The organism is Paenibacillus tyrphae, assembly GCF_027925525.1.
GTDB lineage: Bacteria > Bacillota > Bacilli > Paenibacillales > NBRC-103111 > Paenibacillus_G > Paenibacillus_G tyrfis_B.
Genome location: NZ_BSDJ01000015.1, coordinates 50875 through 68716, shown reverse-complemented (window position 1 = coordinate 68716; position 17842 = coordinate 50875). Strand labels below are relative to the sequence as shown.

Genomic DNA, 17842 nt, shown 5'->3' with positions numbered 1-17842 from the left:
CCATACGAAGTTCGAAGTGGCTGGTTCAGGAAGTAAGGCTCACGAACTTCCAACGTGTATACCAATCTGTAATGTCAGGACGAATCGGCATCTCCAGATCCCGTTCCATTTTCGTTCTCAAGAGCAAATATTGCTCTTCCACCCCGATCCTGTCGCCAATCCAATCATAAAGCTTCATCAGCGAGAAATAGCTTTCCTCCTCGTCCGAAAGCAATTGTTGAATACGGAGATGGACTTGAATGGCTTTTTTCGGCTTTTTTTGCTGCTCGTAGAACTCACATAACTTTCGCATATGGTATAACCACAGCAATCGAAACCGTTCCCGTTCATGTTCGGCCCAGAGGTAATCGTATTTTCCCAGATAGTCCCCCTTGTACAAATTCAACACATGCTCATAGGCGTCAACTGTACCTGCATCCAAGACACCCAATTGTCTCATGGCGTATTCCCATTCCTCCGTGTCTACCTGAGCTTCCCCGATGTCAAGCTTGTACCCTGCCTCCAAATTGCCGCTATTTATGCGAATTGTGTCCATTCCCGAGTTTTTCAAGGTTTGGCGTACATGATAAATCGTTGTATAGAGATGCTGTGATGCCTTAGCCTCTTCCAGCTCTGGCCATAGCAGTTCAAGCAAAACGCTTCGACTGATGGTCCGGTCCCGATGATGGAGCAAATAGGCAAACAATTCTTGCGCCTTGCTTGTACGCCATTTCACGTTCTGGGCGTCCATGCCGGGCAGCTTAAACTGAAGCTGATTAAAGCAGCAAATCATGGGGGAAGTCGCGTCCTGTGTTTTCCTGGTGCCTCTGATAGCCAATTTCTCTTTTATCCGCAGAATCGTTTGGCGCAGACGCTCCTTTTGTAGCGGCTTCATAATATAATCCAAGGCGTAAAGCTCGAAAGCCTGCACGGCATATTGATCGTAACCGGTCACAAATACGATTTCGGTACCGGGAACGGTCGCCTGGATCAGCTTCCCCAGATTTAGGCCGTTAATATCCGGCATATGGATATCAAGAAACACAACATCGGGGCGATGAGCCAATACGCCTGCCATGACCTGGGTGGAATCGGAATAGGTAGCAACGATCTCGACTTCGTTTGCTTCACGCTCAATCGCTTTTTTAAGTCCTATTAATGCTAAATGTTCATCGTCAACCAGTATGGCTTTCACAGGAGCGTCCTCCTTGACAGTTGATGCTTGTAATGGCTTTCACAATTCTTATATCGGCATTCATGCGAATATATTGAACAGACGTTGTCTAGGTTTTGTTTATGTTGGGTTGGTAAACTAGTAGATAGCTCTTGAAATAACGTTTGCATCGGTGAACTTTCCAAGCCGTATGCGCAATTCCGGGCTGATGCAGACGGCAGGACAAATTTGATCTGAATGGTGAAACTCACCGGATTCAATGAGGTGAATGACAAGATGCACCCTGTTTGGAGGTGAGTAATTACAAGACTACGGTCGAAAGGCAGGCTCAGCAAATGGCTTTTCTTGTTGAATTGCATGCAGGGTACAACATCCGTTCCAGACTGCAGACGAAGAAATAAAATAACTCAAGCGAAAGCAGAGGCGCTCGAGTTAGAAGTAGTCGACAAATTATAAAAAGAAGGGAGAATACCTGCTGAATAGAAAGAAATCTGCGAATATAGAATTTCTATATGCTTTCGCCAGCAGGAATGAACAAAAGATGAAATTAACAAATCGAAGAATGTTATCTTTGCTAATGGCAATCATCATGGTATTGACGATGATCCCTTTTCATCCATTAGAAGTAAGAGCAGCGGCAACACCAACACTTGATCTTGGTATTCCTGTTAAAGTAACCGAAGTAACCTATCAGCTGCCAAACGCTGCATTTGGAAGCACAGGCGTCGTGGATGCAAAAGGCGGATACTTTACTGTGGCGGTCAATAGTGGCTCAATTGCTGTTGGAGCTCTTTCAAGCGGTATTACCGAGTTAACGAATGGCATAAACATTAGTGGCATTGTTTCTGACAAATCTACACCTACGAATAGAGTGTTCAATTTTTCAAGTGGCAATACTTATGAAGATATTCAAGCTGTAATTCGAAATATGACATTTACACAAGTTTCAGGGCAAACCCAAAGTGTCACAGTAAATGTAACGCCAGGGGCACCATTGACCGATGGAAAAACCTCTGTGCGTACCTACAATGGACGCCATTTTGTATATGTGGCAAGACAGAGTACCATGACTTTTTACGATGCTGTGACTGCTGCAACGAACAATAACGGACATCTTGTAGAACCAACAGCAGGTGATGCTGGTGCTGCAGAAATGTTGGCAATTTCCAGTATGTTTAAAGAATTTAAGAGTCCCTTTACAGGAGGCTGGTACTTTATAAGCTTTATTGGCGCTACCGCAACTACAGCACCTAGTTGGAGCACTTCTAGTGATAGCGCGACGCATTATGTATCAAACAACGGTCTGCATACAAATCTTGAATCACCTCCTTATTATTACTTTAATGGAAACGACTACGTTCATCTTACGCTTCTGCTAGACACCAATAATACTACAGTACGTTACTTAGGCGTAAATAATACTCACGGTGGCTCTAGCGCATATAAAGATCCAGGAGTTATTGTCGAGTATAATTCCGGTGTCATTCGCAACATCATCACTACCACAAAAGATATCAAACTTCTTCCAGTAATGGGGGGCAGCGTAACAATCGATGGCATTGCCAAGGCGGGTCAGACGCTGACGGCGAACGTAACGGGAATCACGTATACGCCGGACACGACAGGTAATGTGCCGACCTATCAGTGGTACCGAAACGGAGTCGCCATCACGAATGCGACGGGTTCAAGCTACACGTTAACCGCAGACGACCTAGGCGCGACCATCACCCTGACGGTCACCGCCGATGGTAAGCATGCGGTAGGCAGCGTAACGAGTCTGGCAACGGCAGTGGTTACGAAAGGGGATGGACCGGCCGCACCGAGTGCACCAGCAGCAAGCAGCGTGACGCCTACGAGCATTACACTGCAACCAGTCAGCGGTCAGGAATACAGTATGGACGGCGGGTTAACTTGGCAGGATAGTCCAACCTTTAACGGACTGACACCAGGCACCGACCATACGTTTGTGACGCGGGTGAAAGCGACAGCGACGCAGATGGCGTCTGCCATTAGCCCAGCCACTACGATTCGGACTTCGGTCGGGGAACCGGTATTGGAAATTACGGAGCCGGCCAGCGGGACTGTAACGGTGTCTAAGCCGGTATTCAAAGGAACAGCAGCGCCAGGTTCCAAGGTTACGGTCAACATCGCGGATGGGATTACAGGGACGGTTACGGCCGACACGTATGGCAACTGGAGCTATATCCCGGAAGTCAATTTGGCCGATGGCAACTACACGGTGAAAGTAACGGCTGAGAAAGACGGGAAGTCCAGCACCGTAAGTAAAGAACTGACGGTTAACACTGCAGATCGTTCCTCCTTGACGGGACTGCAGCTAAATAGCTGGAACGGAACGCCGATCGGATTATCGCCGGCGTTTAATGGAAGCACGACCAAGTATACGGCTTCCGTAACGAATAGCGTCTACAGCGTGACGGTAAGCTCGTTGCCGCTTGATCCGAACGCCAAGATTGAAATCTCGGTCAATAATGGCCCTTGGCAGGAAGCTGCTAATGGCGCGGTAAGCGGTAATCTGCCTTTAAATGTAGGAACGAACACGATTGTTGTAAAGGTTACGGACGCCAAAGGCCATGTAACGGAATATACGTTGACGATTACAAGAGAATCTAGCGACAGCGGAGACTCGGATAGCAGCAGCGGCGGAAGCACCACGACGCCTTCAACCTCTACAGGTTCGTCTTCGTCCGGAGCTTCAACAACACCGAATGGCTCGGGAATCGAAACCTCGGTGAACGGTAAAGGCGATACGTTTGCAACGGGGAAAGAATCCACCTCGGGAGATCGCAAGGTGACTTCGGTTCAAGTGGATTTGGACAAGCTGAACAAAGCGTTGTCGCAAGGTAACGGACAGAAGCTTGCGATTCATTCTTCGAAAGATGGCGATATGAAGGTAGACGGATTGACGGCAGGAGCTGTGAAGCAGCTCGCCGATAAGGGATCAAGCCTCGAAATCAGCAATCCGCTGGCGATCTACCCAGTTCCAGGCGGAAAAATGGATTTGAGCGCGGTGTCCAAGCAGTTGGGCAACGCAGCGCTCGGCGATATTGCCGTTCATATCGAGATCGCCCGTTCTTCGGACACGTTGATTACCAACGCCAAGAACAAAGCGGCGGCGGAAGGCTACGAACTGTTGGTCACTCCGGTCGATCTGGATATGACTTTCACGCATGATGGCAAGATGGTAAGAGCGGGGCAATTGGACGGATACGCGGCGAAGTACATCGCGCTGCCGGAGGGCATCGATCCGAACCGCATTACGACAGGTGTTATCGTCAATCCGGACGGCAGCGTGTTCCATGTGCCGACGGTTGTAACGAAGATCAACAGCCGTTATTATGCATTGATTAAAGACTTGCGCAGCAACGGCTCCTACTCGGTCATCTGGAATCCGCAAGATTTCGATGACGTGAAGAGCCACTGGGGCAAAGCGGACGTGAACAATATTGCGGCGAGACTTGACCTTGCCGGAACCGGGAACAATACGTTTTCGCCGGATCGCAACGTAACGCGCTCCGAGTTCTCGGAGATTGTCGTGGCTGGTCTTGGTTTGAAGCGTCAAAATGCACCGCAGAACAAGTTCCCTGACGTTTCGGATTCCGCTTGGTACCGCAGCTCCGTAGCGATTGCGAACGAGTTCGATATCGTCCGCGGCTACGAGGATGGCAACTTCTACGGCGACCGTCAAATCACGAGAGAGCAGGGCATGGCGATGATCGCCCGGGCTTACAAATTGATCGAGACGAAAGCCGCGCTGAGTCAGGAGCAGACCGATGCTCTGCTGGCGAAGTATGAAGATGCGAAAAAGGTATCTGCTTGGGCGAGAGAGGATATCGCTCTGATGATTGAAGCGGGAATCGTGCAAGGCAATGGACCGCAGCTTCTTAGCCCGCAGTCGAATATGACGCGCGCTGAAGTAACGGCATTAATCGCAAGATTGCTCAAGACAACCAATCTGATCGACAAGTAAGCAAGCTATCCTGGACAACCATTGGCGACGATCCATGTCGTCGATGGTTGTTCTTTATACCGAATAACGAAAAATGCAGGGGAGCACGCTCCCCTGCATTTCGTTTACTACTCGTCGAACGACGCTAACTTTTTGGCTCCGGAAAGGCTGTACACGCCAAACTCATAGAAGGAGTATCCGTAATCCGTCGCTCTTTGAATGCCTTGGAATTTCACGTATCTGGCTTGGACCGGGTTAAAATGAACCGTTTGTTTCCCATCCGTTGCCGTAATGATGCCGCCATTCTCCTGCGTCACGTTGGTCCAGTTCTGCTTATCGTTCGAAACTAGCAGCTGGAACGTGTTCGCCCGGGCGTATTCCCAATCGATTCTCACCGTATCGATGTCCGTCGGCGCGCCGAGATCGACCTGGAACCACGTATTGTCCCTGTATTCGCTCGCCCATCTCGTAACAGGGGAGCCATCGACCGCTTTCTCGGCGGCATAGCCGGGCTTGTCGCCTTCTACCGAAGAGGCTTCGGCCTTTTTATTTTCCGCCAGATTGCCGATCAGGTAATAGACGCCTTCCTTGAGCGTATTGTACGCCGTATCGGTAATCATATGCTCTTCCTTTACACGGTCCAGCCGGGCGTTAAATACTTTCAGAAAATCGATAAACTTTGTTGGATTGGACCCTTCGAGGTGGGTCATCATTTCCAGATCTTTGATGAGCGCGCGAGCCGCTTTGGCATTCGTGATCTGGTTTTCCGCCGCGAAACGGTCGGCTAATTGTTTCATGGCTGCTGCACTGGTGGACGCTTCGATCACGTAAGAAGTTTTCCGGGATTTGCCCGCCGCAATCACGGTGACGATCAGCTCGTGCTTCCCAAGCTTGCCTGCCAGATTCATGACGGTTCCTTCCGTGTAAGGCTTGCCGTCAAACGTAGCGGTGACCTTCGTCAGCCCGCTGCCGTCATTGCTTTTCGGCTTCCAGGCAAACTGAACAGGCTCCGTATCCGGCACGAGGGCTTTGCTTTGAATCGTTTTCCCGTTCATTTGCACTTCGGCTTCCGGCGCGACGGCCGTGTTTTTGACATACGTTCCTTTGACGAATTGATACAGCCAGTCGTACATCACACGGTTGGTCGGATCGGCGCTCACCGCCGTATTGTATACGGCATTGTTGCCTTGGTAATATGCTTTGAAGCCTTCCTGCAACAAGCCGGTTTCTACACCGCTGTTCAAATAATCGATATACCGGTCGCGGAATACGCTATCCGTCAGCATGCGATCGTCGAACTCCAGCTCGTTGGACATCCCGTACCGCTTGGCGGTGTTTGCGGCATCCTCCAGACGGTCATAGCCCATTTCCTCGAAGAAATAGTTCGGCTGGAAATTGACGGCATCAATACCGACATCCTTCCACATAAAGCTCTTGTAAGCCAAGAAATGCGGAATCCAGAAAAACTTCAGGCCGTTGTTATGAACCTTGGCACTCGTCGAACGAAGCAAGTCCGGTCCCTTCGCGCTGGTGCTGATCTGCTCTTCCAGCCAGTACATGCCGACAAGCTCCAGATTGGAGTACCGAGCTGCTTCCCATTTTTGCTTCACTTGATCGAGCCACCATTGGATCGCTTTTTCCCGGTTGGCGAACGCCTTCGCTTCTCCGACCGCCGAAGCGTTAAAGCTTAAAGACTCTCCGTTCACGACGCCGAAATCGTTCAAGTACTCTCCCGGGTCCGGAATCATCAGGACGACCTTCTCCTTATAATTCGGCTGCCCCAGCTTGGCCCCGACTTCCTTGGTCGCTTCGTTAAGCTGCTGCATGTCGCCGGTTGTGGCGAAAGTCTTATTCAGATACCACTGCCAATCTTCGAGATTGGCTTTTCCGTCGTAGCCCCGGCCGGCCGGCGATGTGAGACCGAGAAACAGCACGCCGTCAAACAGCCGATCCACCGGCTGCCCGGCCTGATTCACATAGCTGATGTTGGGAATGATCCGTTCTTTCGTCCAATCGCCCAGATTATCCTTGTAATGCCCGTTGTACAGCAAGCCCAAGTGGTTGATGCCGGCTGTCGCTTCTCCCGGCTTTAAGAAGCCCACTTGATCGGGAGGCACCGTTACCGCTCCTGCTACCTTTCCATCCGTGCCCCAAATCTCCACTTCATCGACGAGGCTCCAAGCCCGGGTATGCATCGGGAACGCGACTTTCACATAGCGGGTGTAAACCATCCCCGTAACGGTTTTGTCGCTTTGGATGCCGTCCCGGCTTCCGTCCCATTCGAAGGTCTCTTGTCTTGGAGGACCGTCTCCCCAGAGAAGCTGGGTAGCTTTGTGTGAAAGCGCTCCCCAATTTTGGCTGTCGTCAGAGGCATACATCGACACCGACAACGGTACAAGAATCGAGTTCGTCGGCCAATCCTGCAGGAAATGCGCTTTAACTTTCGAGATCGACTTTCGCTCGCCCAGATCGAACACGACCTCGCGCGTCTTCTTCTGCACATGCCCTACCCACGCCGGGTCCGACATATCCAATGCGCCATATTTTCCGTCGGTCAGCTTCCGGTTAGTATCCGGATGGGCCGCTTCCGGTGCTTCCGACCATGTATAATTCAACCCTAAAGCGAGGTTACGTTCCTTAGGCTTCGCCTCTTCCGCTTGCACGGCGGAGATCTGTGATAACATCATGACGGCGGTCATGACGACGGCTGTCCATTTTATTTTCAATCCCATAAATCCCGCTCCTTCCAACGTTGAGTTAATGCAGCATCAAGCTCTGAATAGATCACGTTCGAATCCAGCTTACAGGAGACGTTTCGTTCAAGCCTCGGGTCCATTCATGCGGCAGAGCCTCCTTTCCTGACGATTCCTTCGCGGTTAACGCTTGACGCATGCAGGAATCTTCTTACTGTAAGAATAAGAAATTTGGGCATTTTTTCAAAGAGATAAGTTATGACTTTTGTATACAATTGTTTACTTGTTTGCTTCCGTACAAGGCACGGCCACGTCAAGAGGTGTATACGAAAGTAAAGAGTAGTATATGGTTGAAGGCGCGTCCCCTGCCTATACTTGAACTATGAAGGTGGCATTATCCATACTGAAGGAAACACTCGGAGAAAGACAACCGGAGACTTGTAACATAAGTTGGAGGGGTAGCATGAAGAAGACAACGAAGACGCTTTCGTTCGCCGCATTGGCGATGAGCCTGGCGGTTACGGCATGCAGCAACAACACAAACGAATCGGAAAACAAAGCGGATAACGCGGCGTCCGGCCAAGGAAACGGTGTGATTGAGGTTTCGACGGTTTCGCCAAGCGATCAATATCTGAAGTTCGACGAAGGCGAGAACTTTACCAAGAACGCCGTGTATGATGCGTACGAAAAAGACATTGGCGTCAAAGTGACCAACAAGTGGGTAGCCGATACGAGCCAATTCAAGGAAAAGGTCAAAATCACGATCGCATCCGGCGATCTTCCGGACTTCTTCCCGGTAAACGCGACGCAATTGAAAGAGCTGACCGAAGCCGATATGATCATGGACCTGACGGAAGTGTACAACAAGTATGCCACGGACGAAACGAAGAAGTATCTGACGATGGACGGCGGCATGCAGATGAAGACGGCCATGTTCGACAATAAACTGATGGCGATTCCGAACACCTATAATCCGTACAATTACCAGTTCCTGTATGTGCGTACGGATTGGCTGAAGAAGCTGAATTTGCCCGAGCCGAAGACGATGGCAGACATGATGACGATCGCCGAGGCTTTTAAAACCAAAGATCCCGGCGGTACGGGGAAGCCGTACGGACTCGCGATCAGCAAAAATCCTTTTAATATTGAAACCGGGGTCACGGGACTACGGGCTTTCCTGAACGGATACCATGCCTATGAAAATATTTGGATCGAGGATGGCAAGGGCGGGCTGGTCAACAGCGATATTCAGCCGCAGGTGAAGCAGGCGCTGGCGGCACTACAGGACATGTTCAAGAAAGGGTTGATCGATCCCGAATTCGCGGTGAAGGATGCGGAGAAAGAGGCTGAGCTCATCTACAGCAACGGCATCGGGATGGTCTATGGCGCATCGTGGACGCCGGCCCAGCTCGTCAAAGGCGCCGTGAAGGACGGAAAAGTGGTGCAGGAGTGGGGCGCGTTCCCGATTCCGACGGTGGACAGCAACCCGGCTTTATCGCAAATCGGGCTGGGCGTGGACGAATATTACGTCGTCTCCAAGAAAGCGAAGCATTCGGAAGGCGTCATCAAGCTGCTGAACCAATGGATCGCTGTCGACAACCACCCGACCGAAGAGCAGAAGGTGTACGAGTTCGGGAAAGACCGCAAAGAGAAGGGCAACAATTACTGGCTGATCAATCCGCTTCGCGTCGGCAAGCAAATCGACAACAACGGCGAAGTGCTGCCTAAAGCGATTGCCAATAAGGATACGGGTATTCTGGAGTCGAAGGACCAGAAAACGCGATATGAGCGTGCGATGAAGTATGTGAACGGCGATACGAGCATGTGGTGGGAATATCTGATTTCCGGTCCGAATGGTGTGTATTCGCTTATTCCGCCCATCCAGAAGAACAAGCAGTATCTGCAAAACAAATTTTATGGCGCACCGACGCCGACCATGGCCGAAAGACAGGAAATTTTGCTCAAGAAGCGGGACGAGGTCTATTTTAAAATCATTATGAATCAAGTATCGGTCGATGAATTCGATAAATTTGTGGAAGAGTGGAAGAAGCTTGGTGGCGATGCCATGACCAAAGAAGTGAACGAGTGGTACAAGACGAAGAAATAACGGCTATACCGGGCGAATCGAGGGATCGGGCGTACACCGTCCCTCCCTCTTTTTTTTCATGGTGCCGCAACAACATCTTTAGGCATACGCGAGGTGAATGGCGTGAATGGACTGACACGGATGTGGAGGCGGGAGTGGCCTCTGCATATGATGCTGATTCCGGGAATCGTGCTGGTGGTGATATTCAGCTATGTTCCCATGGCGGGCCTCATCATGGCATTCCAGAAATATATCCCGAACAGAGGCTTGTTCGGCTCACCCTTCATCGGGATGAAAAACTTTCAATTATTGATCGATTATCCTGATATCGGGCGTATTTTCTTCAATACCGTCTATATTGCAGTGATGAAAATCATCGCCGGTCTGGTCGTGCCGATCACGGTGGCGATCCTGCTGAACGAGCTGCGGAGAGAATGGATCAAACGGACGTTCCAGACGCTCGTCTACTTGCCTCACTTTTTATCGTGGGTGCTGTTAAGCGGGATCTTGGTCGATGTGTTGTCTCCATCGTCCGGCATTCTCAATCAATTTCTGGGTCTATTCGGTATCCAGCCTATCTTTTTCTTGGGAAGCAATGCCTGGTTTCCGTATGCGATGGTGCTGTCGGATGTATGGAAGGAATTCGGCTTCGGCACGATTGTATATCTGGCGGCGTTAACCAACATCAACCCGTCGCTCTATGAAGCGGCGGAAATCGACGGCGCGGGGCGATGGAAGCAAACCTTCCATATTACGTTACCCGGCATGATGCCGATCGTCATTCTGATGCTGACGCTGAATATCGGGAACGTCCTGAATGCCGGCTTCGAGCAAATCTTCAACCTGTACAGCCCGCCGGTCTATGAAAGCGCGGACATTATCGACACCTTCGTCTATCGCATGGGGGTGCAGCAGGCGCAGTTCGGCTTCGCCACGGCGGTAGGTCTGTTGAAGTCCGTCGTATCGTTCATCTTGATCGCCATTTCCTATGTACTCGCCTATCGCGTAGCGAATTACCGGATTTTCTAAGCTTCGTCCGTTATCAGAAAGGAGGCCTACCGTGGCGATAAAGACATCCTTGGGCCGCAAACTATTTATCGCGTGCAACTACATTTTCCTGGCGCTTCTGTCGTTCCTATGCCTGATGCCGATCATTCATATTTTGGCGATTTCGTTCAGCTCCGGCACGGCCGCCGCGGCCGGCAAGGTCACGCTGTGGCCGGTCGAGTTTACGACGGCCGCCTACAATAACGTGTTCGGCAAGCCCGAATATTTGCGGGCGTTCTGGGTATCGGTCCAGCGCGTCGTGCTGGGAACGACCCTCAGCATGTTTTTGACGATTCTCACGGCTTATCCGTTGTCCAAGGAGCCTCGGCAATTCCGGCTGCGAACGTTTTACGCCTGGTTCTTCGTCTTTACGATCCTGTTCAGCGGCGGTCTGATTCCCACTTTTCTCACGATAAAATCGCTGAACTTGATCGACAGCATCTGGGCGTTGGTCTTGCCGACAGCCGTTCCGGTGTTCAATGTCATCCTGCTGCTCAATTTCTATCGCAATTTGCCGAAGGAGCTGGAGGAATCGTCACGGATCGACGGCGCAGGCCATTTTACGACCTTATGGAAAATCTACGTGCCGCTTTCCTTGCCTGCCTTGGCCACGACGGGACTGTTCACGATGGTCGGTCATTGGAACAGTTGGTTTGACGGAATGCTGTATATGAATCATACTGAAAATTATCCGCTGCAAACGTTTTTACAGACGGTTATTATCAAGATGGATTTCCGCTTTATTAAAGCGGAGAATGCCGAATTGATGCTTAAGCTGTCCGACCGAACGAGCAGAGCGGCGCAAATTTTCGTAGCGGCCTTTCCCATCCTGGTGGTGTATCCGTTCTTGCAGAAGCTGTTCATTAAAGGAATCGTCATGGGGAGTGTAAAAGGATAATAGCGAAGCGGTCTGCAGGCATTAGAGGAGAACATACGATGAACTGCTTATTCTTTTTGCGTGATTCCTCGATATTCAAGAAGGTGATGGCCGCTTTTCTGGCGGCTTTGCTGCCGCTGATGGCGATTACTTGGACGATCAACGAGAAGGGCTCGGACAATATCCGCAGCGAGATCACGGAGTCGGTTCTGAATACGACGCGGTTTTATATGGACTCGCTGGATAAGGAAGCGGATCGCATCAGCCGTTATTTGCCCAACTATGTAATGGATACGGATCTGATGGAGCTTGCGGCAACCGGAAATGACATGAGCCCGTACGAGCGGACGCGTAAAATATTGGATATTCAGCGGCGGCTTGAGCTGATGAAAAATTCAAGCCCTTTTATCGAAGAAGCGAAGGCCTACGTTCCGCTCCTCAAGCGCAGCATTCTCAGCAACGATTATGAAACCCGTCTGGACCCGGAGGAATATACGGCGATGCAGCAAAATGCGAAGCTGTATGAAGCGCCGTTCATTTACTGGAACGACCGGCTGTTCATTACGATGCCATATCCCGGAAATACGGCCCGAAGCCCGCTATATATTCTGGGGGTCGAGCTGTCGGCGGCGAAGATCAAGGAAACGCTCGCGCAAATCGGCCGGACGCGGGGCGGGCAGAGCGTTCTGCTGAATTTGGAGCTGGGGTGGAGCATGGAGACGGGGATGGACCCGGCGTTGCTTCAGCGAATGAAGTCTTTTGCCTTGGAAAAGCGGGAATTGCAATCCGAGGAAGGCCATGAAACGATCGTACATGACCATAAAAGGTATCTTGTGGTGTATAAATATTCCAATTTCTGGAATTCGTATTCGATTACCTGCATCCCGGAAGAGATGGTTCTGGGCTCGCTGCAGATGTATCGGACGTTGTTCTGGTGGGCGTGCGCGCTGGCCGTTTGCATCGTCATGTTTTTTACTTACTTTCTATTGCGGTTTATTTACCGGCCATTGATGAAGCTGGTGCATTCCTTCCGCCGCGTTCAGCAGAACCGGCTGGAGCCGATCCTCATCGATCGCGGAGCGGATGAATTCGGGTATTTGTACCGGGCGTTCAATGATACGGTGCGGTCCTTGAAAACGTTGATCGAGGAAAACTACGAGCAGCAAATCCGGAATCAGCGCTCAGAGCTGAAGCGGCTGCAATCGCAGATTAATCCTCACTTTTTATATAATTGCTTCTTTGTGCTGTGCCGGCTGATTAAATCGGAGAGTCAGAAGGAGAAAGCGTATCAATTTTGCTTATATATTGGACAATACTTCCAGTTCATCACCCGTAACGACGAGGATGAAATTCCGCTTGAGCTGGAGGTGGAGCATTCCCGTACGTATGTCGAGATGCAACGAATCTGCTACGGGGAGCGGATTCAGGTTTTGTTCGAGGGAGATGTCCCTGCGATCGACGTGCCGCGGCTCATTCTGCAGCCGATTATCGAGAATGCGTATAAGCATGCGTTGGGCAATATGCTTCAGCCCGGCGAATTGTGGGTACATAGCGAGCGGAGGGACGGCGACTTTCTCCTCTATGTCGAAGATAACGGCCAAAGCATCACGGACGAGGAGATCGACCTGCTTCAGAAGAAGCTGCGCTATTCCTCGAACCGGATCGAGGAGACGACCGGCCTTATGAACGTCCATCGCAGAATTCAGCTGCGCTACGGGGAAGTATATGGCATAACCGTGTCCCGTTCGGAGCTCTGCGGGCTGCAAGTCATCATCAAACTGAGCGTAAGGTGAAGGGGGAATGGCATGTACCGACTGCTGATCGTGGATGATCTTCCCATTATCGTCGACGGCCTTCTTGAGCTATTCGAGCAAACCAGCCATCTGCCGCTTGAGGTGATGAGCGCTTATTCGGGCGAAGAAGCGCTTGAGGTGCTGTCCGATCACCGGATCGACATCGTCGTGTCCGACATTAAGATGCCCGGCATCGAAGGGATCGAGCTGCTGCGGGAAATCAAGTCGCAGTGGCCCGCCTGCAAGGTGATTTTTCTGACCGGCTATAACGATTTTCACTATGCCCGAAGCGCCATTACCTACGGCGGGTTCGATTATATTCTGAAGGTCGAAAGCGATGAAAAGATTATTCAATCCGTCGAACGGGCCATCGAGAAAATCGAAGAGGAACAGGATCAAGTACAGATGATTGCGAGAGCGCAATCCAAGATGAGACTGGCCTTGCCCTCGCTGCAAAAGGAGTTCATGTGGGGACTCCTGCAAGGCAAGCAAGTCACGGAGGAGGAGCTCAGGCAGGCGTTCAAAGAAATCGATATTCCGCTCGATGCGACCATGCCGGTGTATTTGCTCATGGGAAGGGTGGATGCCTGGAAAGAGATGTTCACCATGCCGGATAAGGCGCTGCTCACCTATGCGCTGCAAAATATTTGCGACGAGTATTTATCGGCACAGGTACGAAGCTTTTCCGTCGTCTTCGAGCTTTCGAAGATCGTCTGGATCATCCAGCCGAAAGCTTCCGACGAGCTGTCCGGTCATGCCGGCGGCCTGGATTGGATGAGAGCCCACCGGTATACGAGCGGTATTCTGGACACCGTGCAGGAAACGTGCAAGAAACTGCTGCGGCTGTCGGTCTCGTTCCTGCTCGGCAGCGAGGCGATCCCTTGGAACAGTCTGTCGGACCGGTTTCATTCGATCAAATACGGCTTGATGCAAGGACACGGATTGTTGCACGAGGTTATTATGACCGATAAGGACATGCAGAAGGCGGACCTTACCGATAAAACGGAAAGCTATCATGACGGATTCTTCCACGCCCGGGTACAACTACTCATGACCTGTCTGGAGAACAATCACCGCGAGCAGTTCAATAAGCTATTCGTCGAGCTGACCGCCATATGGAACGACCCGGACACGCCCTGTGAGCGGAAGAGTGAGCTGTACCATTCCCTCTCGTCCGTGTTTTTGTTCTATCTGTACAAATATCGGGACATTCGCGATCACGTCAATTTGCAGGTGGACCTTGACATTTTGTTTCGCTATGACGATTCGGCTTCCTGGCCGGAGTTGGTCGAATATTATTGGAAAATCGCCGATTGCATCTTCGAATGGAACGCGCAGCGGGGCTTGCAGCTGCCGACGGAGGTGGTGAATAAGGTGCATCGCTATATCGAGGAGCATATCGCTACCGATATTTCGCTCACCGCTCTGGCGGATTACGTAGGCTTGAATCCGTCGTATTTATCCAGGCTGTATAAGCAAATGACCGGGATCGGGCTATCAAAATATGTGAACGATTACAAGAACGTGATCGCGAAAGACATGCTTTTGAACACCTCGATGAAGGTCAATGAAATCGCGGCCGCGCTGGGCTATAACTCGGCGCTTGCGTTTATTCGCTTCTTCAAGAAGCAGAATGAGACGACGCCGCAGGATTTTCGCACGACGCGAAGCCCGATGCCTGGTTAGCAATAGTTAAATGAAAAAAATCAAACCGTCTTGGTTTGATCGAGATGGTTTGATTTTTTTAGTTTCGGACGCCCTTTAGAGGAAAAGGTCACGCCCGCAAAGTGGTGCGTTCCATCAGCAAATACGCCTATGAACGGGGATACGAACCCCAGTACCGATGCCAGCTCGATAACCAAGCGTCCGTGTCGCTGGCTAAAGCGGCGGGTTTGACGCTGTTTGGAAAGTGGGATGTGGTCTCTCCCGACTCCACGGACTGAAAGTCCTTCACGCAACTGAACAAAAATGCACCTACCCAGGACATCCGGCATAGGTGCATTTTTTGTTAAATCTCAAACTTATTCATATATTTGTTCAACGTGGTGGAAAGCTTGCTAAGATCTTCGGCTTGTTTGGCAAGCACCTCGACGCTGTGCAAATAGCCTTTGGCCATCGCAGCCATTTCCTCCGAGCTGGCGGCGGTTTCTTCCGACGTTGCCGATATGCTCTGGATGAAATCGACCAAGCTGTCGTTGCTTTCCTTCATGAGTTTGCTGCTCGATAAGATGTCTTCCACTTTCGTTTGCAGGATGCCGAGATTGTCGGAGATGTTCATGAAAATGTCCCGGGTATCGTTCACGTTCTTGACGTTTTCTCCTACAATGGTCAAGTTGGTTTTCATTTCCGCAACGGCCAGCTCGGATTTTCCTCGAATAGTATCGACCTTTTGCTGGATTTCCTCCGTCGCTTTCGAGGTTTGTTCCGCGAGCTTCCGAATTTCGGCGGCTACCACGGCAAAGCCTCTTCCGGCTTCCCCGGCTCGGGCGGATTCGATAGAGGCATTGAGCGCGAGCAAGTTGGTTTGGTTGGCGATAGCATAAATCGTGCCGACGATGCTTGTGATCTCGACCGAGCTGCGGTCCACCTCAACCACGATACTCTCCACATTTGCGGAAGCTCTTTTGTTCTCCTCGGAAGAAAGGGTCAGGTCTTTAATAATCGAAACGCCGCTATGGCATAAACTGTTCGTTTGATTGACCATCGATTCGATCTCCGAGGTACTGTTCAAGATGTCCCCCATGCCGCGCGCCAAATCGGATACTTTATCGGAGCCGTGTTCCGTTTCATTGGCTTGCTCTTCGCTTGCTTTGGCGATGTTGTCAATCGCAAGCGACAGTTCGGTCGTAGAAACCAAGTTGTCGTTGGACACCTGGGTCAGATGTTCGGAGGTGGCGGTGACGCTGCCGGATGCTTGTTTGATCGAACCGACAACCTCTCTTAATGCATTTCTCATTTCACTGATGGCGAGCGTCATTCTTCCGATTTCGTCGCTTCGTTTCATGAGCTTCTCATAGGAGGCGTCTTCTTTCAGGTCCAGCTTGCTGGTTTTTTGAATGAGGGCTACCAAGTGGTCCAGCGGTTTGAAGGCTTTCTCGTAGATCACCAGCATGACGACGATAAAGAGGACCACGCTAATGGCGACGATGATACCCACATTAGTCAGAATTTTGGTTATAGTTTGGCTGATTTCGCTCTGCGGGATGCCGATATCCATGGCGCCATAAAGCTTCCCGTCCTTGTAGATCGGGGTCATGATATCGTAAGTCCAGATTTTTTGCACATCGGCATAAAAAGCGCTTGTCTTGATATTTCCGTTCTTGGCTCCGTCTTCGGTATATGGATCATCTTTATATACTTTGCCGATCTTCTGAGGGTCGCTATGAGCGACGGCGGTCACATTCGTATCGATGACAATTGCGTAGGTAAGATTGGTTTCCTTGATCTTTCTCTCGACGAGAGCTTGGAGGCTCTTGACGCTATCCGGATTCCCCGCCAGAATCAGCTCGGCTTGATCGGCAATTTCCTTGTTCAACTCGACTCCCTTGTCAATCAGAATGGTGTTCATGCTGCTTCGGATGGAATAAATCGTGGCAATGGTCGAAGTTGTTAGCATTAAGAGGAGCAATAGAAGTGTGATGCCTACGACTTTGTTTTTGAGCTTCCCGGATGTTCTCTTTTCCATCATGTGTATACCCCGCAGTATGTATAGAGTCTTGATGCTGAACCCATTATAATGACGGCCAGATTTGGTATGGGAAAAATTTCCCCTCGGGAGATTAAACGAGTTTACGGCACATGCTTATGTTTTAACGACATGGATATGTAGTAAGTATCTTTTTCTACAATCAGTTCGGTATGGACTACAGCATAATTTATTCCTTCCATGGTGATTCCGTTTACCAGTTTGGACAGACGAAGAAATTCTCCAATGTCGGTCACGTAAATATCTGCCGCTGTGTCGTCGGGGTATATGCACAGTACTCTAATGGTGTTCAGTCCTTTCTTTTGACTCTAAATAAACCATAAACTAGCAAGTCGAATCTTCCAAGAGACGATAGAGCTTGTTTTATTGAATATAAACCCTAAAGGGATATATTCCGGAAAAAAATTACGCATGCTCGATCTATCGATGGTAGAAAGGGAAGCGAGTCTACGCTCGAAGAAATTGTGAACATGCTCCGAGGCCGAAGTGTAAACGAGCAAAAGAGGGTATTGAAGGTCAT

At 50.4% G+C, this 17842-nt stretch carries 9 protein-coding genes; 6 read left to right on the top strand and 3 right to left on the bottom strand.

The genetic code is table 11. The features are described 5' to 3' along the window. Window positions 1-25: 25 nt before the first annotated feature. Window positions 26-1174, bottom strand: a complete 1149-nt coding sequence (locus tag QMG93_RS19065) for a response regulator (RefSeq protein ID WP_281939189.1) — start codon at window positions 1172-1174, stop codon at window positions 26-28. Between the two features lie 1510 nt (window positions 1175-2684). On the opposite strand from QMG93_RS19065, the gene QMG93_RS19060 reads away from it, so the two are divergent. Next, window positions 2685-5141, top strand: coding sequence for an S-layer homology domain-containing protein (locus QMG93_RS19060; RefSeq protein ID WP_281939187.1), 2457 nt, complete (start codon window positions 2685-2687; stop codon window positions 5139-5141). Window positions 5142-5248: 107 nt separating this feature from the next. Here the strand turns inward: QMG93_RS19060 and QMG93_RS19055 are convergent, their stop codons facing one another. After that, on the bottom strand, window positions 5249-7852 hold the full coding sequence (locus QMG93_RS19055) for a DUF4855 domain-containing protein (protein WP_281939185.1): 2604 nt from the start codon (window positions 7850-7852) through the stop codon (window positions 5249-5251). A gap of 424 nt (window positions 7853-8276) precedes the next feature. On the opposite strand from QMG93_RS19055, the gene QMG93_RS19050 reads away from it, so the two are divergent. The 5 genes from QMG93_RS19050 to QMG93_RS19030 all read left to right on the top strand — a co-directional run bounded on the left by QMG93_RS19050 (window position 8277) and on the right by QMG93_RS19030 (window position 15302). After that, a complete protein-coding gene (locus QMG93_RS19050; protein WP_281939183.1) occupies window positions 8277-9920 on the top strand; it encodes an extracellular solute-binding protein in 1644 nt (547 codons plus the stop codon). A gap of 147 nt (window positions 9921-10067) precedes the next feature. Further along, window positions 10068-10928: an ABC transporter permease gene (locus tag QMG93_RS19045; protein WP_216795516.1), complete on the top strand. Its 861-nt coding sequence runs from the start codon at window positions 10068-10070 to the stop codon at window positions 10926-10928. Between the two features lie 31 nt (window positions 10929-10959). Next, complete coding sequence (locus QMG93_RS19040) at window positions 10960-11844, top strand: carbohydrate ABC transporter permease (protein WP_281939181.1); 885 nt, start codon at window positions 10960-10962, stop codon at window positions 11842-11844. A gap of 38 nt (window positions 11845-11882) precedes the next feature. Further along, entirely contained in the window at window positions 11883-13616 is a 1734-nt protein-coding gene (locus QMG93_RS19035) for a histidine kinase (RefSeq protein WP_281939179.1), read from the top strand. Window positions 13617-13628: 12 nt separating this feature from the next. Further along, complete coding sequence (locus tag QMG93_RS19030) at window positions 13629-15302, top strand: response regulator (protein ID WP_281939178.1); 1674 nt, start codon at window positions 13629-13631, stop codon at window positions 15300-15302. A 322-nt stretch (window positions 15303-15624) separates the two neighbouring features. Here the strand turns inward: QMG93_RS19030 and QMG93_RS19025 are convergent, their stop codons facing one another. After that, window positions 15625-17304 (bottom strand): methyl-accepting chemotaxis protein, encoded by a 1680-nt coding sequence (locus QMG93_RS19025; protein ID WP_281939175.1) that lies wholly within the window; start codon window positions 17302-17304, stop codon window positions 15625-15627. Window positions 17305-17842: the final 538 nt, after the last annotated feature.

Bases quoted from the DNA above. Each gene is read 5' to 3' on its own strand.
- QMG93_RS19060 (WP_281939187.1), top strand. From the start codon at position 2,685: ATGGGGGGCAGCGTAACAATCGATGGCATTGCCAAGGCGGGTCAGACG.
- QMG93_RS19045 (WP_216795516.1), top strand. From the start codon at position 10,068: ATGATGCTGATTCCGGGAATCGTGCTGGTGGTGATATTCAGCTATGTT.
- QMG93_RS19025 (WP_281939175.1), bottom strand. From the start codon at position 17,304: ATGATGGAAAAGAGAACATCCGGGAAGCTCAAAAACAAAGTCGTAGGC.
- QMG93_RS19030 (WP_281939178.1), top strand. From the start codon at position 13,629: ATGTACCGACTGCTGATCGTGGATGATCTTCCCATTATCGTCGACGGC.
- QMG93_RS19055 (WP_281939185.1), bottom strand. From the start codon at position 7,852: ATGGGATTGAAAATAAAATGGACAGCCGTCGTCATGACCGCCGTCATG.
- QMG93_RS19050 (WP_281939183.1), top strand. From the start codon at position 8,277: ATGAAGAAGACAACGAAGACGCTTTCGTTCGCCGCATTGGCGATGAGC.
- QMG93_RS19035 (WP_281939179.1), top strand. From the start codon at position 11,883: ATGAACTGCTTATTCTTTTTGCGTGATTCCTCGATATTCAAGAAGGTG.